The following is a 26517-nucleotide window of genomic DNA, read 5'->3' as shown; positions in this document are numbered from 1 at the left end:
TAAAAGAATAGTGGTGAAAAGTACTAATTTATAGATAGAAGATCGTTATCGGGTGTTAGCATACCATTCTTTGTTGTATAATCTCCTATGTTTCTATAAAGCACTGCTGTTTTTATCACATGGCCATCTTTTGCAAATACAAGAAGGAATATATCTTCCCGTACATCTAAACCACTGGTACTACCTCTAAACTGTATGTCCATTGTTTCTTCAATCGTATCTTTCGTTGTATAAGGTCCAAAAATTTGCGCTTTTTCCCAATCAAAATCCGTTAATTTATTCAGTGAAACTACTGTTGTACCACTATTTGCTTCTTCCATTATATTTTTCGCAAGCATTGTATCTTCACTAGCTCTATCCCCCAAAAATAAAAAAAGCATTGTAAACATGAGGACAACTCCACCGATACCAAACAACCATTTTTGTAACATACTCTACCCCTACTTTATCTCAAATCAATTCTATATTATAGAAAGAATACTATATAATAGAAGATAGTGATAGTAATCCCCCTGATAAGGAGTTAAACAATGGATGCCTATATATAATAAGCTAGTGAGGGATAAAGTTTTAGAAGTAATGGAAGCGAAGGGTTTATCCTATCATGCACGCATTTTAGAACCTTGTGAGCTGATAAAGGCAATAAAAGCTAAAATGATAGAAGAAGCTACAGAATTTTACGAAGCCGAGGATAAAAAAGAAAGTGTTGAAGAGCTCGCAGATATACTGGAGCTCCTTCATATGGCTATCGGTGTGATAGGAGTAAGCATTGAGGAGCTAGAAGCGATCCGTGAACACAAGAGAAAAGCTCGTGGAGGATTTGAAAAGGGAATTTATTTAATCGATGTAGCGGATCAGTAAAGTCGGTTTTAAATTAAAACGGCTTTCGACAGCCAAACCTTCCTTTTTATAGTATAATAAATGTAAGTACAGCACTTGTTTGAGATGTGTAAGGGAAAGGATGATATTTGTATGGCAGAGAAAGTAGGACAATCTTTCGTACAACCAACACCTTCTGGTAAAGAAGAGCTTGGAAAAATTGAGGTAGCGGCAGAGGTGATCGAAGTTGTGGCTGGGATTGCTGTTAATGAAGTAGAAGGCATTGCTGCAACTCGTGGAAATATTGCGACGGGTGTCGTGGAACGTTTCGGTAAAAAAGTACACAATAAAGGCATTAAATCAGGTGTAACGGAAACTGGTGAAATTGCGATTGATGTATTTTGCTCTGTGAAATATGGATATGCCATTCCTAAGGTAGCAAAAGAAGTTCAAACGCAAATCCGTCAGGCTATTTTTAATATGACGGCACTAGAAACAGCAGAAGTAAATGTGCATATTACAGGTATTCACTTTGAAAAAGAAGAAACAGTAGTGCATGAATAAAAAAGAAAAGGATTGCCCGATGATGATTCGTTCATCAAAGGGCAGTCCTTTTTATATGGATTTCTCTAGGGTGTGGATGTGTATCGCTATTATTATAATTCTATATGCTTTGGCTTTCTCCAGAATAACGCAAGTATGACGCCAAGCACCAGTACGATTGTAGCAAAGTAGTATGGATAGTTCAGATTGATATCGAACAATACACCACCTAGGATCGGGCCAAAAATATTACCAAGACTTGTAAACATAGAGTTCATTCCACCAACAAATCCTTGTTCATTTCCGGCAATTTTCGATAAATACGAAGTAACAGCAGGTCGAATTAAATCGAAGCCTACGAAAATAAAGAATGTAACGAATAAGATGGCAAAATAATGACTCACGATCGTCATGGCGAATGTTAATACTGCTGAAAGGATTAGTGAGTAACGAATAACATTAATCTCACCCATTTTCTTTGTCAGCCAATCAAATAGTATTAATTGAGCTAGTGCACCTACAATACCACTTCCTGTAATAATTATGGCAATATCCGATGGTGTAAACGCAAATTTGTGATCAACGAACAAGCTAAACAATGATTCGAATGCAGCGAGGCCAAATGATAACACGAAAATAAGAATGAATGGTATGAAGTAGAGCGGACTAAACACACGCTTGACACTACCTAACATGGATGGTGCTGCTTCTTCATTGTCTGTAGCACGTGCTGGCTCTTTTAAAAACAGGAATGATAGGATAGCTGCGAACAGACCAAGTACCCCAGCTGCATAAAATGGGACACGTGTACCAATTTCAGCCAAAAATCCACCAATCCCAGGACCGATAATAAAACCTGTGCTAATGGCTGCACTCATATAGCCAAGTGCCTTAGGGCGCTGTGCCAATGTCGTAATATCAGCTATATAGGCGGTTACGGCTGGCATAATGAAAGCTGCACTCACGCCACCTAACATACGAGAGACAAAAAGAATTTCAACAGAACGACCAAATCCAAATAAAAACTCAGAAAGTCCAAAAATAAAAAGACCTGCAACAATCATAACTTTGCGGCCAATAGTATCAACAAGCTTACCTGCAATTGGTGATGCAATTAGTTGTGTAATGGCAAAGGCTGCCACCATATAACCAACAACAGAACCAGAAATATGCAGTTCATTCATGATGGTTGGTAAAACAGGGATGACTAAACCGATCCCTAAAAAGGCAATGAAAAGATTAGATAATAAAATAGCTAAGGTTATATTTTGCTTCTTGCTCATAAACTTCTCCTTCTAATTGTTCGCGATACATGTTTTCAATCTACTAGAATAGAATATTTCCATGTAATACGATAAACCCTATAGTAACTATAGGGTCAAAAGATTTGTTTTTATTTTTTAAAATTTTTATCAGTTTGGGAGTTCTAGTAGAGAGTTATACGAATGCGCCACTAATTTTTCGGAGCATTTTTGTGTCTCTTGTTTTTGCCTAATCTTTAATTCTACTATAAATTTCTTTTCTTGTTCCATCGTGAGCGTTGCGGGCATGTATAGCTCATACACTTGCGACTCAAATAGTTCCTGCTGAGCCAATACATGATTTCTCAATTTTTCATAAAATGAAAAATAAGTATCAGGGTCGTAAATAAAGGCAATGCATACATATTTACCGCCAGGAATAATGGTTTGTTGTATGTTTGGTGAAAGCTGCGAAAATGTGCGCTCCGTTAATAGGGGAGTGAAAATAGCATCATAAATGATGTCATTGACATCTTTATAAGGCTCTAGTGGATAAATACAACCATAACGACTGTTTAAGACACTGCCTTCCTTTTCGATGATTTTAATTAAAGTGGCATAGTATGTACTGGTGCTCGATGTGGGTGTTAATTCAGTAGTGGTTACTTGAAGAACGGGCATTGCTTCCTCTATCTGCACATAAATCTCACCGAAGACTGGGATATCAATTTGCTCTTGTAATTGCTTTTTTGTTTTCAGTAAAGTATTTTTTGCTTCGTTTAAACGTGAAATTTTTTCATTGATGCGTAGCTCCTGCTGTGCTAAAAAATCAAGCAATTCCTCAGAGGTTAATCTAAGTGCTTTTTTTATATCATCGAGCGTCACGCCGATATATTTAAGGGACTTTATAATGTCTAAATAGAATAGCTGATTGCCTTTATAATATCGATAATTGGTGAAGGTATCGATATAAGCAGGCTTAAATAAATCAATTTGATCATAATACCGTAATGTCTGAACCGATAAGTTTGAAAGTTTGGCAACCTCACCTATCGTATAATAATGTTCCTTCATAAATGGCCTCCACTAATAAAAGCTAAAAAAGTTTCGAATAGCATCAAAACGAATTTTATGCTTGCAATCCACCTAGTAAAATAGGAGAGATTTACGTTCCTTCATTTGTTGATATTGTTCTTCTCTGTCAACCATTTTAAATGTTTTTTGCAGCTAGGACATATAGCTTCATGTTGCATTGTGACACCTCTTAAGTTTTTTCTTTATTATACCATTACGAACAGGAAACATTCATTTTTGAATACCACTATTCGTTGAGAAGTGGGCTTAAACAAAAAGTTCCTTGAAAAAGGTTCAGATTATTGAAAACTTGCTTGAAATCGTGTTTCTCATGTGATTTTATGCTATTATAAACCTTAATGCCACTTAAGAAGGAGAGCTTTACATGAAACGACATGAAGCACGCGAAAAAGCGTTGCAAGTTTTGTTTCAGCTAGACAATACGGATCTAACAGTTGAAGAAGCAATGGGCCATATTAAAGGTCAACCTACCAATGCTTTCTACGAAAAGATCGTGAATGGAACAGCTGAACATTTGGAGGAAATCGATGCTACATTAGAACAGCATCTTGAAAAGTGGTCACTTGCCCGTCTACCCAAAATTGAAAGAACGGTTTTACGTTTAGCTGTATATGAATTGTTATACATGCCAGAAACACCAAAAAGAGTAGTACTAAACGAAGCAATCGAGTTATGTAAAACATTTGGCGATGATAGTTCATCTAAATTCGTCAATGGTGTACTTTCTAAATTTACAGAACAAGAATAATGTGTTGAATTGGAAGGAGTAACGAAGGTTTATGTCAAGTGCAATTATTAATGGTAAAGAGATTGGTCAAGAAATTCGTAATGCTGTAGCAGAGCGTGTCATTCGTTTGAAAGAACGAGGATTGACACCTGGTTTAGCGGTTGTGTTAGTTGGAGACAACCAGGCATCAGCTACATATGTGAGAAATAAACAAAAATCTTGTGAAGCGATTGGTATGTTTTCAGAACTCATTAAATTACCAGAAGAGACAACGCAAGAGGAATTACTAGCACAAATTGAGCTTTTAAATCAACGTGAGGATATTCATGGTATCTTAGTTCAATTACCACTCCCAAAACATATTAATGAGGATACAGTCATTGCAACGATTGCTGTCGAGAAGGATGTCGATGGATTCTCACCTGTAAGCGTTGGAAAAATGATGCTTGGCCAAGAAACATTTTTACCTTGTACACCGTTTGGCGTGATGAAGCTTCTTGAGTATTCAGGAATTGAAATCGCAGGAAAGCATGCTGTAATCGTAGGTCGTAGTCATATCGTTGGTAAACCAATGGGACAACTACTTCTACAAAAGGATGCAACGGTAACCTATACACACTCTAAAACGCCAGATTTACCTTCATTTACAAAACAAGCAGATATTTTAATTGCTGCAGTTGGACGTGCAAACTTTATTACGAAAGAGCACGTGAAAGAAGGGGCTGTTGTTATTGATGTAGGCATTAATCGCGATGACAACAATAAATTATGCGGTGACGTAAACTTTGCAGAAGTAGATGGAATTGCGTCTCATATTACGCCTGTACCAGGTGGTGTAGGACCAATGACCATCACGATGTTACTATTCAACACAGTGCAAGCAGCTGAAAATACGCTTGCAAAATAAAAAACCTTTTGAAAACAGTCATCTCAACATTGTGTGAGGTGACTTTTTTGTTGTGTAAATCAGAACTTTTCTTCGATTTGGTCGTCTAATGTAACGTTTGGGACATACATACTGAGGAGGAGGTTTTTATGGAAAATATCGATATGATGTTAATTGTCAAGCATATCATTATTGGACTTGTCCAAGGCTTTACAGAGCCAATTCCTGTATCGTCGAGTGGACATGTAATGATTGCTAGCGAAATGCTGGGACTAGGTGAACAGGGTTTTACTTTTGCCATCTTAACAAATACAGCTTCGTTACTCGCTATTATGTATATTTATCGTAAGGATATTGTTCGTCTGATCAGTCATTTTTTCCTTTACTTGAAAACTAGAGAAAAGCGGTATAACGCGGATTTTCGCTTTGCTCTCTACATTGTCATTGGTTCAATTCCTGCTGGCGTTTTAGGGGTGTTATTAAGTGATGTGATTGCAGATAACGTAAGTATGACGACGATTGCGCTTATGCTATTTGTGACAGGGACTGCATTATGGCTAATTCGTAATATGCGTGGCAAGAAGAACGATGCAGATTTACGTGCTAAAGATGCCATCATTGTAGGGTTGGGGCAAGCAGTTGCTTTAACACCAGGCATTAGCCGTTCAGGAGCTACGATTATTTCCGCCATAGCAGTAGGGATGAAGCAGGATACAGCCTTACGTTTTTCCTTTATGCTTTATATTCCTGTAAGTTTGGGTGGGGTAATCCTTGGCATTACAGATTTTTTAGACGAGCCGAATAAAGATGCCTTAGCTCTTCCATATGCTGCCACTTTCTTGGCAACACTCATTATGACTTATTTTGCGATGCGTTGGTTTATGGGCATTATGAAAAGTGGCAAACTTAGCTACTTTACGTATTATTGTTTTATCGTAGGAACTCTTTTATTACTATTCTATTAAAATATAAAGTCTCATAACGTATGAAGTTATGAGGCTTTGTTTGTTATTTGTCATAATATACGGTTTCTAATAGTGAGAACGTGTAGGAATGTGTTATAGTTGTTTTTCGATAGAAGAAAGACAGTCATTTTTTCTACCGAAACTGCATTTTGGCACGTCAACGACTGCAAAAAATGTTATGATAGGTGTAGTTTTGTGAAAAACTTGATTTTAGTAAAGGAGCCGAAAACATGTCCTCTGCTTCTTATTTAACAGTAAAGGCGTTAACAAAATATATTAAACGAAAATTCGATGCAGATCCACATTTGCGTGAAGTGTATGTAAAAGGTGAATTATCGAATGTGAAAATTCATCAATCCGGCCATATTTACTTTACATTAAAGGATGATGGTGCCCGAATAGCTGCGACGATGTTTAAAACAGCGGCTACGAAATTAGCGTTTGAACCAAAGGAAGGTATGCAAGTATTTATCCGAGGGGATGTAAACGTTTACGAAGGCTATGGAACCTATCAGCTATATGTACAGGAAATGCAACCGGACGGCATTGGTAGCTTATTTGTTGCCTTCAATCAATTAAAAGAGCAATTACAAAAAGAAGGTCTTTTTAAACCTGAGTGGAAACAACCGATACCAAAATTTCCTGAAAAAATTGGTGTGCTCACATCAACAACTGGTGCAGCTATACGGGATATTTGTACAACCTTAAAGAGGCGTTACCCACTTGCTGAAATTTTGATTTATCCAACCCTAGTACAAGGAGCTCAGGCTGCACCGAATATTGTGCAAAATATTCAACGGGCTAATCAAGAGGCAAGCTGTGATGTGTTGATTGTCGGGCGAGGAGGAGGCTCCATCGAGGATTTATGGGCTTTTAATGAAGAAATTGTGGCAAGAGCTATTTTTGAAAGCAGAATCCCTATTATAAGTGCGGTTGGCCATGAAACAGATACAACGATCGCCGATTATGTCGCCGATTTACGTGCACCTACTCCAACAGCTGCTGCTGAGATGGCTGTGCCAGATCAGGCGGATCTCTACCAACGAGTGCTTACGCAGAAATCACAGCTTCATCAAATGGTTAGGTCGCAACTTATGGCAGAGCGACAACGTCTAAATAAGCTCCAACAGTCTTATCCATTGTCAATGCCAGAAAGACTTTATCGACCTTTTACAGAAAGATTGGCACAGCTTGAGTCAGGATTACAGGCAGCAATGCAAATGAGCTTGATGAAAAAAGCTACCCAACTTCAACAATTACATAGTACGGTGGAGCAACATTCACCCAAAAAGGCACTTGCTTTTCATCAGAGAGAGCTTGAAGCGCGGATCCAACAATTATCACGTGCTACAACGTATTATGTGGCAAAACAGCAACAACAATTTGAGTCAACCGTTAGAACATTAGAAGCTTTAAATCCACTGTCTATTCTAACAAGAGGATTTACAGTAGCATATAAAGATCAGCAAATGATCAAATCATCCACTGAGGTGCAAAAGCAAGATCAACTGACATTGACCTTCCATGATGGAAAGGTTGTGGCTAAAGTGACGAATATCTTGCCAAAGAATGAGGGGGAATTGTTGTGACTGAAAAACAACAAACATTTGCAGAAGCCATGACGGCACTAGAAGAAATCGTTCGCCAGTTAGAACAGGGTGATGTGCCATTGGAAAATGCGATTGATTTATACAAGCAAGGAATGGAGCTATCAAAGTTTTGCCATAGTAAGTTGCAACATGCTGAGGAGCAGCTTGTATCAATTGTCCAAGAGACTGGTGAAACAACAGCATTTGATCCACTAAAGGGAGAGAATTAGGAAATGAATGAGCCATTAAAGTACTTTATTGAAAGCAATACACCACAAATTGAAGAGACGATGTTTTCGCTTGTTGAACAAATTGATGCACCAGCAGATTTAAAGGAATCTATGCTTTATTCATTAAAGGCAGGGGGTAAACGAATTCGTCCGCTTTTTGTGTTAGCGGTACTAGAGCTTTACCGTGAAAATCTTCAGGACGGTTTGATTGTCGGTTCGGTCATTGAAATCATTCATACGTATTCTTTAATCCATGATGATCTACCAAGCATGGATAATGATGATTTCAGAAGAGGCAAGCCAACAAATCATAAAGTTTATGGAGAAGCGCTGGCTACGCTTGCTGGTGATGCATTAAACACACTGGCATTTGGCATTTTAGCTCGCATGGATATCTCTGCTGAAAAGCGTATTGAACTTGTCCAATTGCTAAGCATTGCAGCAGGTGCAGAAGGCATGGTTGGTGGTCAAGTACTAGATATGGAAGGGGAGCAACGTCAGCTTAATTTAGCTGAATTGGAACAAGTCCATGTCAATAAAACAGGTGCTTTATTGCGTTTTAGTATTGAAGCGGGAGCCGTACTTGCAGATGTATCAGCACAAGACCGTGCTACATTGAAAGAATATGCGCATCATATTGGTTTAGCTTTCCAAATTCAAGACGATATTTTAGATATTGAGGGAACGACTGAAGAACTAGGAAAAACAGCTGGAAAAGATGTCGCTAGTGATAAAAGCACTTATCCAGCCCTCTTAACCCTAGAGGGAGCGAAAGAAAAGCTTGCTGAGCATTATCAACATGCCATTAACGCACTCGATCAATTACCAATAGATGTCAGCCTATTACGTGACTTTGCTGCTTATATCGTTCATCGTAAAAACTAAGAGAAAATCAAGGCGTTGAAGGAAAAGAATATGCTAGAATAGGTGGGAACGTTTGCAATATGTAAACAATGAAGTGTTCGTACTTTTAGCATATTGATAACACTGCTATAATGGTGGAAACACAATTGCGGTGAATATTTTATTGAAAAGGTGTGTGAGAAAGGTGGATTTAAATAAAATAACTAGTCCATCCTTTTTAAAAAACTTAAATAAGAAGGAGCTTGAGCAGCTTGCCCAAGAAATTCGTACCTTCTTAATCGAAAAATGTTCTGTCACAGGTGGGCATATCGGGCCGAATTTAGGCGTAGTTGAGTTAACGATGATGCTGCATAAAATGTTTGACAGTCCTAAAGATAAGTTTTTGTGGGATGTTGGCCACCAAGCTTACGTGCATAAAATTTTAACAGGTCGTGCGAGTCAATTTGACACACTACGTCAGTTCAAAGGGCTTTGTGGATTCCCGAAGCGCGTGGAGAGTGAACATGATGAGTGGGAAACAGGTCATAGCTCGACATCTTTATCAGCAGCCATGGGTATGGCAGCAGCACGTGATATAAAAAAAGAAAACAACTTTGTTATCCCTATTATTGGAGATGGGGCTTTAACAGGGGGTATGGCACTTGAGGCATTAAATCATATTGGCCATGCAAAAACAAATATGATTGTCATCCTCAATGATAATGAAATGTCGATTGCACCAAATGTTGGCGCATTACACAATGTTTTAGGTCGTCTACGTACAGCCAAGGAATACTCAAAAGCCAAGGAAGAGCTGGAGTCACTTATTAATAAGATTCCAGTATTAGGTGGAAAGCTTGCCTCTACTGTTGAACGCGTAAAGGATAGCTTAAAATATTTAGTAGTATCTGGTGTGTTTTTTGAGGAGCTAGGTTTTAAATATCTTGGTCCAATTGATGGACATGATTTTGAAGCGCTTGAAATGACATTATCACACGCGAAAAAAGTAAAAGGGCCAGTCCTTGTTCATGTGATTACGAAAAAAGGAAAGGGCTATAAGCCAGCCGAGGATGATACAATTGGGAATTGGCATGGAACAGGTCCTTATAAAATTGAAAATGGTGCCTTTGTGAAGTCTGAGACTACTGGACCCGCTTGGAGTAGTTTAATTGCTGAGACGGTTCGTAAAATTGCTCATGAAAATGAGCGAGTGGTAACGATTACACCTGCCATGCCTGTAGGTTCAAAGCTACAAGGTATTCAACAGGACTTCCCAAATCGTTTCTTTGATGTAGGGATTGCGGAGCAACATGCGGCAACGATGGCTGCAGGATTAGCTACGCAAAAGATGAAACCATTTTTAGCGATTTATTCTACGTTCCTGCAACGTGCATATGACCAAGTTTTGCATGATATTGCTCGCCCGAATTTAAATGTCTTTATTGGTATTGATCGGGCTGGTTTAGTGGGAGCAGATGGGGAAACACATCAAGGTGTATTTGATATTGCTTTCCTTCGTCATATTCCAAACATGACAATCATGATGCCAAAGGATGAGAATGAAGGGCAACATATGGTAAAAACAGCGATTGATTATGATGGTGGTCCAATTGCACTTCGTTATCCACGTGGTAATGGAATGGGTGTGCCATTAGATGATGAGCTGATAGCTTTACCAATTGGTAGCTGGGAAGTTTTACGTGAGGGCAAAGACGCATCTATTTTGACATTTGGAACAACGATTCCAATGGCAATGGCTGCTGCTGAAATGCTAGCGCAACAAGGAATCGATATTGAAGTGGTCAATGCTCGCTTTATCAAACCGATGGATGAGGATATGCTACATCGTATATTATCTAGTCAAAAACCGATTTTAACAATTGAAGAAGCTGTTCTACAGGGTGGGTTTGGTAGTGGTGTATTAGAGTTTGCTCATGACCACGGCTATTTAAATGCGTTAGTTGATCGAATGGGCATCCCAGATCAATATATTGAGCATGGCAACGTAGATCAGCTACTCGCAGAAATTCATATGACAGCAGAAGATACGGTTGCACGTATGCACGTATTACTTCAACAAAAACAGCAAGTGGGTTTGAATAAATAATGACAAAACAACCAAAAGAACGAGTAGATATTTTACTTGTAGAGCGTGGACTATGTGAAACAAGAGAAAAAGCAAAACGGTCCATTATGGCAGGCCTTGTCTTTTCAAATGAAATACGAATTGATAAGGCAGGCGAGAAAATTGCCGTCGATGCACCGCTACAAGTAAAGGGCTCAGATTTAAAATATGTGAGTCGTGGAGGCCTTAAATTAGAAAAGGCGCTACAAATTTTTGATATGTCTGTAGAAGGGAAGCTAATGCTTGACATTGGCTCCTCTACAGGTGGCTTTACAGATTGTGCCTTACAACATGGAGCAAGACATTGCTATGCACTAGATGTTGGTTCAAACCAATTAGCATGGAAAATTCGCTCAGATGAACGAGTGACAGTAATGGAGAAAACGAATTTTCGCTATACAACGGCAGCCGATTTATCAGAAGGTTTACCTGATTTTGCAACAATCGATGTTAGCTTTATTTCGTTATCACTGATTTTACCGGTATTAAAAACATTATTGCTGCCAGGCGGGGATGTTATGGCTTTGGTGAAGCCTCAGTTTGAAGCTGGGAAAGATAAAGTAGGTAAAAAAGGAATTGTGCGTGATAAAAAAGTACATTTAGAAGTTTTGGAAAAAACAGCTGCAATGGCAACTGATATTGGTTTTGTAGTAAAAGATGCTTCGTTCTCTCCAATCACAGGTGGAGAAGGGAATATTGAATTTTTATTCCATTTAGTGAATCCTATTGGACAAGAAGTGCTACCTGCATATACAGCTTTTAATGCACTCGTTGAAGAAGCGCATAATACTTTAAAATAACACGTGCTCGCTTATAGAGCCGTGTTTTTTCTTGTGCTTTTTTGTGGAAAATGGTAGTGTGATTATACACATATACAATTATTTATAAGAGGTGATTTCGTTGAATAAAGGACAACGACATATACGGATTCGGGATATTATCGCCAATCATGAAATTGAAACACAAGATGATTTAGTCGATTTTTTAAAAGAAGCAGGCTATAATGTGACACAAGCTACAGTATCACGAGATATAAAAGAGCTTCATTTAGTAAAAGTACCATTACAGGATGGGCGCTATAAATATAGCCTACCCGCAGATCAACGTTTCAATCCAGTCCAAAAATTACATCGTGCATTAGCGGATGCTTTTGTAAGTATTGATGGGGCATCACATTTTTTAGTCATGAAAGCTCTTCCAGGGAATGCGAATGCCATTGCTTCCTTACTTGACCATTTAGATTGGCCGGAAATTTTAGGTACAATTTCTGGAGATGATACCATTTTAATTATTTGTCGAAATGAAAATGAGCGTGAAAATACAAAAAATCGTTTATTAGACATGCTATAAAAAATGGTTAATTTGATTTAGAGGTGACAATTTGTGTTAAGAGAGCTTAGTATTCGAAACTTTGCCATCATTGAGGATTTGACTGTCAGCTTTTTAGAAGGCTTAACAGTTCTCACTGGGGAAACAGGTGCCGGAAAATCCATTATCATTGATGCGGTGCATTTACTTGCAGGTGGACGAGGTAACACTGAATTTATTCGTCATGGCGCAAGAAAAGCAGAATTGGGTGGCTTATTTCAAATTTCGAGTTCAGTTCATCCTGTTCTGAAAAAGTTAGAAGAAGCAGGCATTGAAATAGAAGAAGATACAATTATTTTACGTCGAGATTTGAATGATACTGGTAAAAGTATTTGCCGAGTGAATGGTAAGCTTGTGCCTTTATCGGTACTAAGAGACATTGGGGCAAGTCTCATTGATATTCATGGCCAACATGAAAATCAAGAGCTAATGGATGAAAAGCAGCACATCAATTTGCTTGATCAATTTGCAGAAGAAGAGTTGTCGCCGATTCAAAAAACCTATCGAGCGCAATACGATGAATACCGTTTGCTCAAAAAAGACTTAGCTTCGATATCCATTGATGAGCAGTTGATGGCACAACGTATCGATTTGTATCAATTTCAAATTAAAGAGTTGGACGAAGCTAATTTAAAGTTAGGTGAGGAAGACGAGCTTCTAGACGAACGCCGTCGTCTGATGAATTTTAATAAAATTTTTGAACGCTCTAGTGCAGCCTATGAAGCCATTCAAGGTGAAACAAAAGGGCTTGATTGGATCGGAACGGCAATGGGTGCTTTAGAAGATGCTGCAACGGTTGATGAGCAATTCAAAGAATCATCTGAGGCAGTTACAACTGCGTTTTATGCATTACAGGATGCAGCCTATCAGGTCAAAAATGTGTTAGATGAATTAGAATTTGACCCTGCGCGTTTAAACGAGGTTGAGCAGCGATTAGCGTTGTTGCAAACTTTAAAACGCAAATATGGTTCGACAGTGGAAGAGATCTTGGCTTATTATGAAAAAATTAAAAACGAGTTAAATGAGCTGTTGAATCGTGATGAGATTTTGCAGGTGAAAGAACGACGTGTGTTAGAGATGGAAGCTGTACTCAATGAGCTGGCTAGTGAACTTTCAACTGTACGTAAAGCTGCAGCCCAACAATTGAGTGAAGCAATTATGGCAGAGCTACGTGAATTACATATGGAAAAAGCAAAATTTATTGTCAATTTCGATGAATTACCCTATTTCGACGCAAATGGGAAAGATCAAATTATCTTCTACATTTCCACAAACGTTGGGGAGCCACCAAAGTCTTTACCGAAAATTGCATCAGGCGGAGAGTTATCACGAATGATGCTAGCATTGAAAACCATTTTCTCTTCTTCCAATGGAATTACTTCCATTATATTTGATGAGGTGGATACAGGTGTCAGTGGTCGTGTTGCGCAAGCGATTGCAGAGAAAATTGCCGCAATTTCTGTTAATTCTCAAGTTTTATGTATTTCACATTTACCTCAAGTTGCAGCGATGGCTGATCATCATTACTTCATCAAAAAAGAAGTCGAACATGATCGAACGTTTACTTCCTTATCAGAAATTGATCAAGATGCTCGTATAGAGGAAGTTAGCCGTATGATGTCTGGAACTGAAATTACAGCTTTGACACTACAGCATGCCACGGAGCTTTTAAAAATGGCAGATGAACGAAAAAAACAAATGCGTTAACCATTATTCCAGAAACAGTTTCAGCTGTTTCTGGCTTTTTTCATTTTGCGCAAATATTTACCGCTTATAAGAACGTCACAACAACACATAGTAAAAAGACAAAAATGAAAAGGAGGTGTCGTATGAATCGTCATTGGCGTCAATTAGTCATTTTGCCTATGCTCATCTTTTTATTAGTGATGCCTATACAAGCTTTAGCCGCCAAAAAGCTTATACCGATGGGCGAAGCAATTGGAATTCAACTTCAATTGTCACATGTATTTGTCGCACACGATGTACTGTTAGCTTCCAATCAGTGGATGAAAGGAGGCGCAGTTATTGAAAAAATAAACGATATACCAGTAAAATCCCTTGCTGATGCCAAGCAGGCTGTGGCAAAAGATGGCCAACAGAAATGGACGATCAATAGTGAAGGCCAACAAATTACATTGGAATTACAAAACCAAGAAGCAGAGCATGTCATTTCCTTTTTAAAAGATGAAACAGATGGAGTAGGAACACTGACTTATATTGATCCAGAGACAAAAAATTACGGTGCACTAGGTCATCAAATTGTCGATTCAACCCTACAAGAAGCCCCTGTTTTTAGAGCTGGCTCCATTTTTTTAGCTTCTATTCAGCAAATCCGAAAAAGCACACCAGGCCAACCAGGCTATAAAATTTCCTCCATTGAAAAACATCAAGAACGTCTAGGTAGTATAGATAAAAATACTATTTATGGTATTTTTGGCCGCTGGGAAGACGGTTATCAACAAAGATTACCCAAAGCGATAGAAATTATGCATGAAAAAGATATAAAAACGGGGAAAGCTGAAATCTATACAGCCATTGAAGGCAGTAAGGTGGAAACCTTTTCAATAGAAATTACCAAAGTGGAAAATGAACGCCTTGAATTTATAGTATCTGACGAGAAGCTCATTGAAAAAACAGGTGGCATTTTGCAGGGAATGAGTGGCAGTCCTATTATCCAAGACGGTCGTTTTGTCGGAGCTGTGACACATATGTTTGTGGAGGAGCCGAAAAAAGGTGCAGCGCTAACAGTAGCGGAAATGTTAAGAAGGTCTTCATAAAAAGGTATGAAAGGTAAAAATCCGTTTAAATTTCCCCAGGCAGGACAAAAGCCGCGGGAAACTACACGGATTTTTTACCCTTATTTCATCGAAACCAACATGTATTTCCGATAATTTCCTGAAGAAGGCATGATATTTAAAAAAACTGTAGTTTTATCTACTAAATTTATCTAAAATAAGTTATAAGAGCATTCGACAAGTCGCGTCATTTAGCGTAACTTGTCGATATTAAAAGAAAGTATCGGACTACATACTCATTTTTGGAAATAGAAAAGGTTTTTAAAACAAAAATGTCGAAAATTCCACAGTGTGCCAAAAACGGCATTTAGGGGTTTAGGTTATCGCTTTGAGGTGTTCAAAGCAAGTCCAGAAGGAGGAATTGAAAATGACAAAGGTAAAAGTAGCGATTGCAGATGATAATCGTGAGTTATTAAAAACAATGGAGCAGTATTTTCAAGGACATGCCGAAATAGAAATTATTGCAACTGCTTCAAATGGAAAAGTATGTCTACAAATGCTTGAGGAATTTACACCAGATATTTTACTTCTAGATATAATAATGCCTCATCTTGACGGTTTAGCTGTATTAGAGTCCATGTATCAAAATGAAAAAATGTCATCAATTCAAGTCATTATGCTAACGGCTTTTGGCCAAGAGGATGTCATGAAACAGGCGGTGGATCTAGGAGCTTCTTATTTCATGCTAAAGCCCTTTGAATTCGACCAATTGGTACAAAAGATTTTACATTGTGCTGGACAGAAGGCGACACTTCCGAAAAAGACAAGCGTATTACAACCGACAGTACCTCAAAAATTAAATCAGCATCAATTAGACAGCACGATTACAGCCATCATTAAAGAAATCGGTGTACCTGCACATATTAAAGGCTACTCCTATTTGCGTGAAGCCATTCAAATGGTCTTTGAGGATATTGAATTATTAGGATCTGTGACAAAAATTTTATATCCAGAAATCGCCAAAAAATTTAATACGACACCATCCCGTGTAGAACGTGCGATTCGTCACGCCATCGAGGTAGCCTGGAATCGTGGCAATTATGAATCCATTTCGTCAATGTTTGGCTATACAGTCCATCACTTGAAATCCAAACCAACAAATAGCGAATTCATCGCTATGATCGCAGATAAAATTCGTATCGATATGATGGCTAGCTAGTACCGATATATATCATTAACATATACAGCAATTATACTTCGCATAGTATAGCGCCTTTTTAAATCTTATTGTTTAAAGGGGCGCTTTTTTTGTTACTTGAACAAATACTGTGGAAATTTCTGTGGCTGATCTTTAATATTGAAAGCGTTAAAAGAACGTCTAAATCAGCTAAAAATACACGATATATACATGAATAGTGAATTTAAAGTCATATTCTAAAGTTGAATAATTTGAGACCTTTTCACAAACTTATAAGTGGGTGATCACAATAAAAAGTATAAATTTCCAATTAGAGGGAATGAATTCACTGGAAATCACACAGATAACAGATGAGCTATTTGAGGTGCGTTTAGTATTCGATGGTAAAATAAGTATGCAATATATGAATCGACAGCAATTGATACAACTAGGATCTACTTTCCAAATTGAAAGTAATATCAATACGACATTAGTTAAAAAGACCTATAAAGACCTATAGTTTAGTGGGAAGCGCCACTTGATACCTGTACTTGGAAGATGATTTATTCAAAATAGCATGATGGAATTACTTTGAATTTATCGGTAATTTTAATAAAAAAGCTCAAAAACAAACAATTTACTAGTATTAAATATATACATTCTTTTAGAAAAAATAAAATATTGTCTTATATTTTAATGATTAAGTGGTACTATTTTCTTTCTCGGTAGTGACAATGGTCTCTAAACAAATGTAAGTGGATTGTATATACTTACATATAGAGGGAAGGAGGAGGTAGCTTGATTCTAGTTCGAAATGAAAACTTCGAAATTTCTGAGGAAAATGGCAAGGTATTTATGCTTACTTTTAGCGCAGGTTTCCCATTAAAAGAATTTGATAGCATCCTACGTAGTCATCCACGACTGAAATTATCTAATTTTTCAATTTTAAAAAATGTGTTATCAACCCAGAATACCAATCCTGTTGAAATTGGACGCTGGCTTCCGAACATTGAAGCAGAAGTGGCACGTGATAAGATGTCAGCCTCTGTTTTTATATATGAAACGCATGATTATATTCAAAATAATAAAGAAAAATTAACACAACAAATCCGAGAAACACTCAATGATAATGGAATTATACACGGCATATTAGATTTTGATATATTGAAGGCTGAGCCAGGAAAAGCATTCTTAATTGCTCAAGGCGAGCAACCTATAGCAGGAATAGATGCACAAATTACATATTTACCTAAACCCGAGAGAAAGCCAGTCATTCGTGAAGACGGTAAAGCGGATTACTATGATATGAATTTTATTTCGGAAATTTCAGAAGGCTCTTGGCTAGGTGAAAAGATCCCTGCTACATTAGGTAAACCGGGGAAAAATGTGCTAGGTCAAGAAGTTGCTGCTGTACCTGGTCGAGATTATCCTATCAAATATGATACAAAATCTGCCTATGAAGTGGAAGAAGACGGAAAAATCGTCATTCGCTCGAAAATTGCTGGTGTTTTAGATGATGTCAAAGGCATGATTGGTGTAAACAGGCACCTTCCTATAAATGGTGATGTTGGAGTAGAAACAGGAAACCTTGAATTTAATGGTTCACTTAGTATTAAAGGTACAGTAACAAATGGCTATACAGTTATTGCGACTGGCGATATTTCCATTGAAGGGGCTGAGGGTGTAAGCGGTGCTAAGCTTATTAAATCCATTGAGGGTGATGTATATATTCGTGGTGGCATCTTTGGGCTTGGTTCAACAGTGGTAGAAGCAGGTGGCAATATATTTGTTAAACATGTGAATGAAGCAAATTTATTTGCAGCTAATAGTATTCATATTGGTTTTTATGCACTAGGGTCCCAGCTTTCTGCTCATTCGATATATGTGGATGAACGAAAAGGGAAAATTATTGGGGGACGTGCAGTAGCTAAAAATACGATTGTGACGGCCATTTCAGGAAACCGATTAGAGCGTCGAACAGATTTAATAATAGAAAGTATTAATAAGCAGGAAAATAACACCGTGATGCAGGAAAAAGCAGCACAGCTAAAACAATTGCAAACAGAGATTTCAGCACACGAGAATAGCATGAAAAATTTATTGCCTTTTCTCAATAAAATGTCCAAAGAACAATCAGCGTCATTTGAAGTAACAAAGCAAGCCTTAACAAAATTAAAGGCAGAAGCGATTACGTTAGATCGTGAAATAAAACTATTAATGGATGAAATGCGTCATGTAGGGAAAGAAGAGATTATTGTGACAAAAGAGGCCCACCCTGGAACTTATATTCAAATTGGCAGAAAATCATCTTTATTAAGCAAAATGACAAATGGTAAATTCCTGCTAGAATTTGGTGAGTTAAATGTCTAAGGCAGCTTTTATCCCCGTTTTTGCACATCGAGGTGCTTCTGCTTATGCATTAGAGAATACCTTTCAAGCTTTTGAAAAGGCATTAGAACTAGGTGCTGATGGGATTGAACTAGATATTCATTTCTCTAAAGATGGATTACCTGTAGTGTATCATGATCCACAATTATCGAGGTTAGTAGGCACCAATAAATTGGTGAGTGATTGTACGATGGAGGAGCTTCTGCGCTTTAAACTTGGCAAGCCTTGGAGACGTCTATTTTCGTCCTATAAAATGCCAGCGTTTGAGGCAGTTTTAGCATGGGCAAATATACATCAGATGCCGTTAAATATTGAATTAAAATCAACGATCTTGGACAATACGAGTGGGCTAATTCATTTTCTTCGAGGCTTGGCTCTGCCAAAAGGTAGTCATTTTTCATCCTTTCACTATGAGCTTTTAGAGATCGTAAAAAAGCATAGACCTGAATTTGAAACGGCCCTTATTGCAACGAAAAAAATAAAATGGGATCTTCTAACTGATTATAAGGCGGCTGATAGTGTGCATATGCATAAAAGGTACTACAAACCAAGATACTTGGAGGCCTGCATTACAAGTGAAAAAGCATGTCGTTTTTATGCTATTGATGGCACAGAACCATTTTTAACCAATCCGCACCCTTCTGTTATTGGTTGGATTACGGATTATCCTGATAAAGTCATCACATCTCAGCAACGGGTATAAAAAGAGCTATCCAGTAAGTCTTGCATGACTTATTTGGATAGCTTTTTTTATTTTTTTTGGAAGCGTGGTGCTACTTTTCCGTTTTTTCGATCGCGATGCAGTAAAAATCCAGCGAAAAACCCAAAGCCTATGACGAAGAAAATAACACCAACTACAAATTGCAGCCATAAAAATGGGAATGGTGAAATGAGCTTACCAAATAATGTATCACGCATAAATTTAATGCCACCTGCAGCCATAAGACCTGGAATAAGCATTACAATAAATGCAGCTAAACGGGCCATGTATACCCCTCCTTATTCCTATGATTAATTTTACCTGTGGATGGGGGAATGTCAAGGAAGGGTATAAACCAATATAATATTTTTAGCTAATAACATGGCAGGACAGAAAGTAGCAATTGTAACAGAATGTTTAGAAAATTCTTACTTAAATAAGAATATGTAATAATAGTTGCGAAATTGTGAATTTGTCAGTATTGTAAAAATAAGTGGAGCAATATTATCCATTACTAAACAATTTCTTCTTTAAGTATTAGGGTCTAAACACCTACTACCGAATAGGAGCTCAGAATTTGCTGAGTGAGGACGCTATGGAGATTAGATTGTTAGATAAAACTTGATTGGATGGGCATTTGGGGATGCACTTTCCAAAGCAAAGGGGCGAGTTTCATGGAAATCTTCAAGTATATGGAAAAGTATGATTACGAACAATTGGTATTTTGCCAAGATGAAGCATCAGGGTTAAAAGCGGTTATCGCTATCCATGATACAACACTTGGACCAGCACTAGGTGGAGCACGTATGTGGACGTATGCGTCGGAAGAAAATGCAATTGAAGATGCATTACGTTTAGCACGAGGAATGACTTACAAAAATGCTGCAGCTGGTTTAAACCTTGGCGGTGGAAAAACGGTCATTATTGGTGACCCATTTAAAGATAAAAACGAAGAGATGTTCCGTGCGTTAGGTCGTTTCATCCAAGGATTAAATGGCCGCTATATTACAGCTGAAGATGTAGGTACAACAGTATCGGATATGGATTTAATCCATGAAGAAACAAATTATGTAACAGGAATTTCTCCTGCATTCGGTTCTTCAGGTAACCCATCTCCAGTAACAGCTTATGGTGTTTACCGTGGTATGAAGGCAGCTGCAAAAGAAGCATTCGGTTCAGACTCACTAGAAGGATTAAAAGTTTCTGTACAGGGTCTAGGAAATGTAGCTTACAAGCTTTGCGAGTATTTACATAATGAAGGGGCAAAACTTGTTGTAACAGATATCAATCAGGCAGCTATTGATCGTGTTGTTAATGACTTCGACGCGATTGCAGTGGCACCAGATGAAATCTATGCTCAAGAAGTAGATATCTTCTCACCTTGTGCATTAGGGGCAATTTTAAATGATGAAACAATTCCGCAATTAAAAGCGAAAGTGATCGCTGGATCTGCAAATAACCAATTAAAAGATTCACGTCATGGTGACTACCTACATGAATTAGGTATTGTCTATGCACCAGATTATGTAATCAATGCTGGTGGTGTTATTAACGTTGCGGATGAATTATATGGCTATAATCGTGAACGTGCAATGAAACGCGTTGATGGCATTTATGATAGTATTGAAAAAATCTTTGCTATTTCAAAACGAGATGGCATTCCAACATATGTGGCAGCGAACCGCTTAGCGGAGGAACGTATCGCTCGCGTAGCAAAATCTCGCAGCCAATTTTTAAAAAATGAAAAAAATATTTTACACGGTCGCTAATTTACACGGTTGATACAAGAAGAGAAGTCGCATTGTCGACTTCTTCTATTTTCAACAAGAAATTGGGGTTTTAATGAAGTGAAGCTAAAGTTTTTCTAAAACAAGCACTGACTGTTAAAAAAATCACTTGGTTATTGTTTAATAGAATCCTTTAGCACTTTTCTCAATAGGGGGAATAAACATGGCTCAAAATTATGATGTTGTCATTTTAGGTGGAGGTACAGGTGGATATGTTGCAGCCATCCGAGCTGCTCAGCTAGGCTTAAAAACAGCCATTGTAGAGCGTGAACGTTTAGGAGGTACATGCTTGCATAAAGGCTGTATTCCAAGTAAAGCCTTACTCCGAAGTGCCGAAGTATATCGTATGGCTAATAAAACAGCTAGCGAATATGGTGTCGATATTGAAGGTGTGACATTACAATTTGACAAAGTTCAAGCTAGGAAACAAGCAATCGTTGAGCAATTAAGCCAGGGTGTGAATACACTGATGAAAAAAGGCAAAATAGATGTTTATCATGGTACAGGGCGAATTTTGGGTCCATCTATTTTCTCACCTATGCCTGGTACAATATCTGTAGAAATGTCCAATGGCGATGAAAATGAAATGCTTGTGCCTACGAATGTTGTCATTGCAACGGGCTCAAAGCCTCGTGGTATGGCAGGGTTAACGATAGATGGGCAATATGTGCTGAATTCAGACCACGCATTACAGTTAGAAAGTTTACCAAAGTCACTGCTAATCGTTGGTGGTGGTGTTATTGGAATTGAGTGGGCATCTATGCTATGCGATTTTGGTGTATATGTAACAGTGGTAGAATATGGTCCATCCATTTTACCAGCTGAAGATGCGGACATCGTTAAAGAAGTGACGAAACAACTTGAGAAACGAGGAGTTCGTATTGTTACGAATGCTCGCTTAGATACAAATACATTCAAAATTGAAAATGATAACGTTTTCATTTCTGCGCAAGTCAATGACAAAGAAGAAGTTTTTGAGGCTGATAAACTATTACTTTGTGTAGGACGTGAGGCGAATACGCAAGGTATTGGTCTAGAAAATACAGAGATTGAAGTGGAAAATGGCTTTATTAAGGTGAATGGTTCCTATCAAACGAAAGAGTCTCATATGTATGCCATAGGAGATGTGATTGGTGGCTTACAATTAGCGCATGTTGCTTCTCATGAGGGGCTTTCAGCTATTGAGCATATAGCAACAGGGAAAACAGAGGCATTGGATGCACTAAAAGTACCGAAATGTGTTTATTCCTATCCAGAGGTTGCTAGCATTGGATTAACAGAAAGTGCTGCTAAAGAACAAGGATTTTCATTAAAGATTGGTAAATTCCCGTTTAAGGCCATTGGTAAAGCATTAGTAAATGGAGAGACAGAAGGCTTTGTCAAAATTATTGCTGATGAAGAAACAGATGATATTTTGGGTATTCATATGGTAGGGCCTCATGTAACCGATTTAATTGGTGAAGCATCCTTAGCAAAAGTGTTAGATGCAACACCATGGGAAATTAGTCAGGCAATTCATCCACATCCATCCTTAAATGAGGTGTTAGTGGAATCTGCTCTAGCTGTGGATGATCGCGCTATCCATTTTTAATTTTCTGAATTTCATAACTAACATATCCAAATGTGGGGATATAGGATAAGATAGTTATTTCTCTATAATACGAAAGGGGTGTTCGTATGCAAGATGTTCAAATCAAACATGAAGATTTAGGTTTGTCAAATGAAGATGTACTTGCTATGTTCGAAACAATGTTAATGGCTAGAAGACTAGATGAGCGTATGTGGTTATTAAACCGTTCTGGTAAAATTCCGTTTGTAATTTCCTGTCAAGGTCAGGAGGCGGCACAGGTTGGAGCAGCCTTTGCACTTGATAAAAGTAAGGATTATATTGCACCTTATTATCGTGATATGGGTGTTGTTTTACATTTTGGTATGACACCAAGAGAACTGATGCTATCTGCGTTTGCTAAAGCAGAAGATCCAAACTCTGGGGGTCGTCAAATGCCAGGCCACTTTGGTCAAAAGAAAAATCGTATTTTAACAGGTTCATCACCTGTTACGACTCAAGTTCCACACGCAGTGGGCGTTGCACTTGCAGGACGTCTACAAAAAGAAGATTTTGTTTCTTTCGTTACGCTTGGTGAAGGTTCATCCAACCAAGGAGACTTCCATGAAGGAGCGAACTTTGCAGGTGTGCATAAGCTACCAGTCATTATTATGGTAGAAAACAATCAATATGCGATTTCTGTGCCAGTAGAGCGTCAACTTGGCTGTGCAAAAGTATCTGATCGTGGGATTGGCTACGGAATGCCAGGAGTGACCGTGGATGGGAAAAATCCGTTACAAGTATATAAAGTGGTAAAAGAGGCTGCAGATCGTGCACGTAATGGGGAAGGTCCAAGCTTAATCGAAACGGTAACATATCGTTTAACAGCCCATTCTTCAGATGATGATGACCGTCAATACCGTACGGCTGAAGATATTGCAGAAGGCAAAGCAAAGGATCCGATTGTATTATTTGAAAAGTATTTAATGGATGCTGGCGTGATGACTGACGCGATACGTACTGAAATCGAAGAGCGTGTTATGGCAGAAGTAAATGAAGCAACTGATTATGCTGAAGCGGCTCCATATGCACAACCAGAGCATGCACTTAAATATGTTTATGCACCAGTGGACGGAGGTGACATGTAATGGCAGTAATGTCTTATATTGATGCGATTACATTAGCAATGAAAGAAGAGATGGAACGTGACGAACGAGTTTTCATTTTAGGTGAGGACGTAGGTCGTAAAGGCGGTGTATTCAAAGCCACTACGGGACTATACGATCAATTTGGTGAATACCGCGTGCTTGATACACCTCTTGCAGAAAGTGCAATAGCCGGTGTAGGTATCGGTGCTGCAATGTACGGTATGCGTCCGATTGCTGAAATGCAATTTGCTGATTTTATTATGCCAGCTGTCAATCAAATCGTCTCAGAGGCAGCCAAAATACGTTACCGTTCTAATAATGACTGGACTTGTCCAATGGTCATCCGCGCACCTTTTGGCGGAGGTATTCACGGGGCACTTTATCATTCACAATCTGTTGAAGCACTTTTTGCTGGTACACCTGGTTTGAAAATTGTCATTCCATCAACACCGTATGATGCAAAAGGTTTACTGAAAGCTGCTATTCGTGATGAAGATCCGGTATTATTTTTCGAACATAAACGTGCCTATCGTTTAATTAAAGGGGAAGTACCACTAGATGATTACACATTGCCAATTGGTAAAGCAGATGTAAAACGTGAAGGAGATGACGTGACAGTCATTACCTATGGTTTAGCAGTCCACTTTGCTCTACAAGCGGCAGAACGCCTAGCTGCGGATGGTATTTCTGCTCATATCCTTGATTTGCGTACAGTTTACCCTCTGGATAAAGAAGCGATTATTGAGGCTGCAAGTAAGACAGGTAAAGTATTGCTTGTCACAGAGGATAATAAAGAAGGTAGTATCATGAGTGAGGTTGCTGCAATTATTGCGGAACATTGTTTATTTGAGCTTGATGCACCAATTCAACGTCTAGCGGGACCTGATGTGCCAGCCATGCCGTATGCACCAACGATGGAAAAATATTTTATGATTAATCCTGATAAAGTGGAACGTGCTATGCGAGAACTTGCTGCGTTCTAATAGATCACAACAAGGCTGAATGAAAATATAAAAGCCTCAGACGGAACAACAGATTTTGACTTTGCACATATGAAAGTCAAAATCTGTCTATATGCCTATCTACGTTTAATGTTTTTAGCGCTACATCAGGTACAATGACGCCTAGGCTTATTTGATGGGAGGAATAAAGGATGTCGGTTCAAAATATTACAATGCCACAGCTCGGCGAAAGTGTAACAGAAGGTACAATTGAAAAATGGCTTGTAAAGCCTGGAGATACAGTTAAAAAATATGATCCATTAGCAGAGGTTGTTACAGATAAAGTAAATGCTGAAATCCCGTCATCATTTGAAGGGGTTATCACGGAGCTTCTTGCGCAAGAAGGTCAGACATTACCAGTTGGAGCAGTCGTTTGCTCGATTGAAATAGCGGGAGAAGGTGAATTACCAGCACCGCCACCTGAAAAAAAATCAGCGGTAAGTACGGCTATTTTAAATGCAGGTGTTCAAAAGAAACAGGAGGCACCACAGCAGGTAGCGGCTCCAGTATCTGCACCAAAAGAGGCACGTACGGGTAAAGTACGTTATTCACCAGCTGTTCTTCGACTTGCGCAGGAGCATGATATAGCTTTAGACCTTGTAACAGGTACTGGCGAGGGTGGTCGTATTACACGAAAAGACCTGTTAAAGCTAATTGAAACAGGTAATATCCCAACGGCAAATGATGTAGCACAAGCAGCTCCAACCGTTCAAACGACATCAGCAGCTCCAGCACCACAGCAACAAGTGGAAAAAGCAGCTGCACCTGTACAACCTATTCATCCAGGAGATATCGAAATTCCAGTGACGAAGATCCGTCGTGCCATTGCGAATAATATGGTGAAAAGTGTACATGAAGCGCCGCATGCTTGGATGATGATGGAAGTGGATGTAACAGATTTAGTGACTTATCGTGATAGCTTAAAGAATGAATTTAAGCAAAAAGAAGGCTTTAATCTTACATATTTCGCCTTCTTTGTAAAAGCGGTTGCTCAAGCTTTAAAGGAATTCCCAATGCTGAATTCGATGTGGGCGGAAGATAAAATCATTCAAAAGCATGACATCAATATTTCGATTGCAGTAGCAACGGATGATGCCTTATTTGTACCTGTTATAAAACATGCAGATGAAAAATCCATTAAAGGAATTGCGAAAGAAATCAATGAACTGGCTATCAAAGTTCGTACAGGAAAATTAGCAATGGATGACATTACTGGTGGTACATTTACAGTGAATAATACAGGTGCATTTGGCTCTGTTCAATCAATGGGCATCATCAATTACCCACAAGCAGCGATCCTGCAAGTGGAAAGTATTGTAAAAAAACCTGTTGTTTTACCAGGTGGAATGTTTGCTGCACGTGATATTGTGAATTTATGTTTATCATTAGATCATCGTGTGCTTGATGGACTTGTCTGTGGTAAATTCCTAAATAGAGTAAAAGAAATACTCGAAAATACAAATAAATCTTCAACGTCAGTCTACTGATGACTTGTCGGAAACCTGCTGTATAAGGGTTTCCGATTTTTTTTATGCTTTTCGAGTCGCAATTTGTCATGTAGAATAACAAATAGAAACTACTAAGGGGGGAAGCTGATTAAGCGT

Annotated in this window: 26 protein-coding genes; 22 read left to right on the top strand and 4 right to left on the bottom strand. The window is 38.5% G+C overall.

Annotation, left to right across the window (positions count from 1 at the left end; genetic code table 11):
• Nucleotides 1–23: 23 nt before the first annotated feature.
• The gene (locus PSR12_RS14915) at nucleotides 24–431 is read right to left on the bottom strand and encodes a hypothetical protein (RefSeq protein ID WP_274769567.1); all 408 of its coding nucleotides are present in this window, start codon (nucleotides 429–431) and stop codon (nucleotides 24–26) included.
• A 103-nt stretch (nucleotides 432–534) separates the two neighbouring features.
• Between PSR12_RS14915 and PSR12_RS14910 the strand changes: the two genes are divergently transcribed.
• Together PSR12_RS14910 and PSR12_RS14905 are read left to right on the top strand one after the other, a co-directional pair.
• Nucleotides 535–861: a nucleoside triphosphate pyrophosphohydrolase gene (locus PSR12_RS14910; RefSeq protein WP_274769566.1), complete on the top strand. Its 327-nt coding sequence runs from the start codon at nucleotides 535–537 to the stop codon at nucleotides 859–861.
• A gap of 111 nt (nucleotides 862–972) precedes the next feature.
• Nucleotides 973–1383, top strand: a complete 411-nt coding sequence (locus tag PSR12_RS14905; protein ID WP_004231142.1) for an Asp23/Gls24 family envelope stress response protein — start codon at nucleotides 973–975, stop codon at nucleotides 1381–1383.
• Between the two features lie 92 nt (nucleotides 1384–1475).
• Here PSR12_RS14905 and PSR12_RS14900 read toward each other — a convergent pair whose 3' ends face one another.
• Entirely contained in the window at nucleotides 1476–2645 is a 1170-nt protein-coding gene (locus PSR12_RS14900) for an MFS transporter (protein ID WP_274769563.1), read from the bottom strand.
• 129 nt (nucleotides 2646–2774) lie between these two features.
• Entirely contained in the window at nucleotides 2775–3677 is a 903-nt protein-coding gene (locus tag PSR12_RS14895) for a MerR family transcriptional regulator (protein ID WP_004231145.1), read from the bottom strand.
• A 385-nt stretch (nucleotides 3678–4062) separates the two neighbouring features.
• On the opposite strand from PSR12_RS14895, the gene nusB reads away from it, so the two are divergent.
• The 15 genes from nusB to PSR12_RS14820 all read left to right on the top strand — a co-directional run bounded on the left by nusB (nucleotide 4063) and on the right by PSR12_RS14820 (nucleotide 19434).
• Nucleotides 4063–4446: a transcription antitermination factor NusB gene (gene nusB, locus PSR12_RS14890; protein WP_004231146.1), complete on the top strand. Its 384-nt coding sequence runs from the start codon at nucleotides 4063–4065 to the stop codon at nucleotides 4444–4446.
• A gap of 31 nt (nucleotides 4447–4477) precedes the next feature.
• Complete coding sequence (folD, locus tag PSR12_RS14885; RefSeq protein ID WP_221680165.1) at nucleotides 4478–5332, top strand: bifunctional methylenetetrahydrofolate dehydrogenase/methenyltetrahydrofolate cyclohydrolase FolD; 855 nt, start codon at nucleotides 4478–4480, stop codon at nucleotides 5330–5332.
• Nucleotides 5333–5460: 128 nt separating this feature from the next.
• Nucleotides 5461–6276, top strand: a complete 816-nt coding sequence (locus tag PSR12_RS14880) for an undecaprenyl-diphosphate phosphatase (RefSeq protein WP_274769559.1) — start codon at nucleotides 5461–5463, stop codon at nucleotides 6274–6276.
• 230 nt (nucleotides 6277–6506) lie between these two features.
• Nucleotides 6507–7865, top strand: a complete 1359-nt coding sequence (xseA, locus tag PSR12_RS14875) for an exodeoxyribonuclease VII large subunit (RefSeq protein ID WP_221680167.1) — start codon at nucleotides 6507–6509, stop codon at nucleotides 7863–7865.
• Nucleotides 7862–8095 carry an exodeoxyribonuclease VII small subunit gene (gene xseB, locus PSR12_RS14870; protein WP_008179899.1) on the top strand — a complete coding sequence of 78 codons (234 nt, stop codon included), beginning with the start codon at nucleotides 7862–7864 and terminating at the stop codon, nucleotides 8093–8095. The genes xseA and xseB overlap by 4 nt, the downstream gene beginning before the upstream one ends.
• A 3-nt stretch (nucleotides 8096–8098) precedes the next feature.
• A complete protein-coding gene (locus PSR12_RS14865; RefSeq protein ID WP_221680168.1) occupies nucleotides 8099–8980 on the top strand; it encodes a polyprenyl synthetase family protein in 882 nt (293 codons plus the stop codon).
• A gap of 163 nt (nucleotides 8981–9143) precedes the next feature.
• Nucleotides 9144–11045 (top strand): 1-deoxy-D-xylulose-5-phosphate synthase, encoded by a 1902-nt coding sequence (gene dxs, locus PSR12_RS14860; RefSeq protein WP_263081993.1) that lies wholly within the window; start codon nucleotides 9144–9146, stop codon nucleotides 11043–11045.
• Nucleotides 11045–11863, top strand: coding sequence for a TlyA family RNA methyltransferase (locus PSR12_RS14855; protein WP_221680170.1), 819 nt, complete (start codon nucleotides 11045–11047; stop codon nucleotides 11861–11863). Before dxs ends, PSR12_RS14855 begins: the two co-directional genes overlap by 1 nt.
• A gap of 100 nt (nucleotides 11864–11963) precedes the next feature.
• Entirely contained in the window at nucleotides 11964–12413 is a 450-nt protein-coding gene (gene ahrC, locus PSR12_RS14850; protein ID WP_004231170.1) for a transcriptional regulator AhrC/ArgR, read from the top strand.
• Nucleotides 12414–12446: 33 nt separating this feature from the next.
• Complete coding sequence (recN, locus tag PSR12_RS14845) at nucleotides 12447–14138, top strand: DNA repair protein RecN (protein WP_257520148.1); 1692 nt, start codon at nucleotides 12447–12449, stop codon at nucleotides 14136–14138.
• 122 nt (nucleotides 14139–14260) lie between these two features.
• Nucleotides 14261–15208 (top strand): SpoIVB peptidase S55 domain-containing protein, encoded by a 948-nt coding sequence (locus PSR12_RS14840; protein ID WP_009370207.1) that lies wholly within the window; start codon nucleotides 14261–14263, stop codon nucleotides 15206–15208.
• 385 nt (nucleotides 15209–15593) lie between these two features.
• Nucleotides 15594–16385: a sporulation transcription factor Spo0A gene (spo0A, locus tag PSR12_RS14835; RefSeq protein WP_016993890.1), complete on the top strand. Its 792-nt coding sequence runs from the start codon at nucleotides 15594–15596 to the stop codon at nucleotides 16383–16385.
• A gap of 298 nt (nucleotides 16386–16683) precedes the next feature.
• Nucleotides 16684–16863: a hypothetical protein gene (locus PSR12_RS14830; protein ID WP_274769551.1), complete on the top strand. Its 180-nt coding sequence runs from the start codon at nucleotides 16684–16686 to the stop codon at nucleotides 16861–16863.
• Nucleotides 16864–17141: 278 nt separating this feature from the next.
• A complete protein-coding gene (locus tag PSR12_RS14825; RefSeq protein WP_274769549.1) occupies nucleotides 17142–18713 on the top strand; it encodes a flagellar assembly protein A in 1572 nt (523 codons plus the stop codon).
• Nucleotides 18706–19434 (top strand): glycerophosphodiester phosphodiesterase, encoded by a 729-nt coding sequence (locus PSR12_RS14820; protein WP_274769548.1) that lies wholly within the window; start codon nucleotides 18706–18708, stop codon nucleotides 19432–19434. Before PSR12_RS14825 ends, PSR12_RS14820 begins: the two co-directional genes overlap by 8 nt.
• Before the next feature lie 47 nt (nucleotides 19435–19481).
• On the opposite strand, the gene PSR12_RS14815 is transcribed toward PSR12_RS14820, so the two are convergent.
• Nucleotides 19482–19718, bottom strand: coding sequence for a DUF2627 domain-containing protein (locus tag PSR12_RS14815; protein WP_004231186.1), 237 nt, complete (start codon nucleotides 19716–19718; stop codon nucleotides 19482–19484).
• Nucleotides 19719–20105: 387 nt separating this feature from the next.
• Between PSR12_RS14815 and PSR12_RS14810 the strand changes: the two genes are divergently transcribed.
• The 5 genes from PSR12_RS14810 (at nucleotide 20106) to PSR12_RS14790 (ending at nucleotide 26400) form a co-directional block, all read left to right on the top strand.
• Complete coding sequence (locus PSR12_RS14810; RefSeq protein ID WP_048392303.1) at nucleotides 20106–21200, top strand: Leu/Phe/Val dehydrogenase; 1095 nt, start codon at nucleotides 20106–20108, stop codon at nucleotides 21198–21200.
• A 181-nt stretch (nucleotides 21201–21381) separates the two neighbouring features.
• Nucleotides 21382–22809: a dihydrolipoyl dehydrogenase gene (gene lpdA / locus PSR12_RS14805; protein ID WP_221680174.1), complete on the top strand. Its 1428-nt coding sequence runs from the start codon at nucleotides 21382–21384 to the stop codon at nucleotides 22807–22809.
• A gap of 86 nt (nucleotides 22810–22895) precedes the next feature.
• The gene (locus PSR12_RS14800; RefSeq protein WP_004231196.1) at nucleotides 22896–23912 is read left to right on the top strand and encodes a thiamine pyrophosphate-dependent dehydrogenase E1 component subunit alpha; all 1017 of its coding nucleotides are present in this window, start codon (nucleotides 22896–22898) and stop codon (nucleotides 23910–23912) included.
• Nucleotides 23912–24895, top strand: coding sequence for an alpha-ketoacid dehydrogenase subunit beta (locus PSR12_RS14795; protein ID WP_016993882.1), 984 nt, complete (start codon nucleotides 23912–23914; stop codon nucleotides 24893–24895). Before PSR12_RS14800 ends, PSR12_RS14795 begins: the two co-directional genes overlap by 1 nt.
• Nucleotides 24896–25065: 170 nt before the next feature.
• On the top strand, nucleotides 25066–26400 hold the full coding sequence (locus tag PSR12_RS14790; RefSeq protein WP_274769544.1) for a dihydrolipoamide acetyltransferase family protein: 1335 nt from the start codon (nucleotides 25066–25068) through the stop codon (nucleotides 26398–26400).
• The last annotated feature ends 117 nt before the right edge of the window (nucleotides 26401–26517 follow it).

The sequence above is a fragment of the Lysinibacillus sp. G01H genome (assembly GCF_028872195.1).
Taxonomy (GTDB): Bacteria; Bacillota; Bacilli; order Bacillales_A; family Planococcaceae; genus Lysinibacillus; species Lysinibacillus capsici.
The sequence above is the reverse complement of the archived record's forward strand: the minus strand, read 5'-3'. Positions and strand labels throughout refer to the sequence as shown.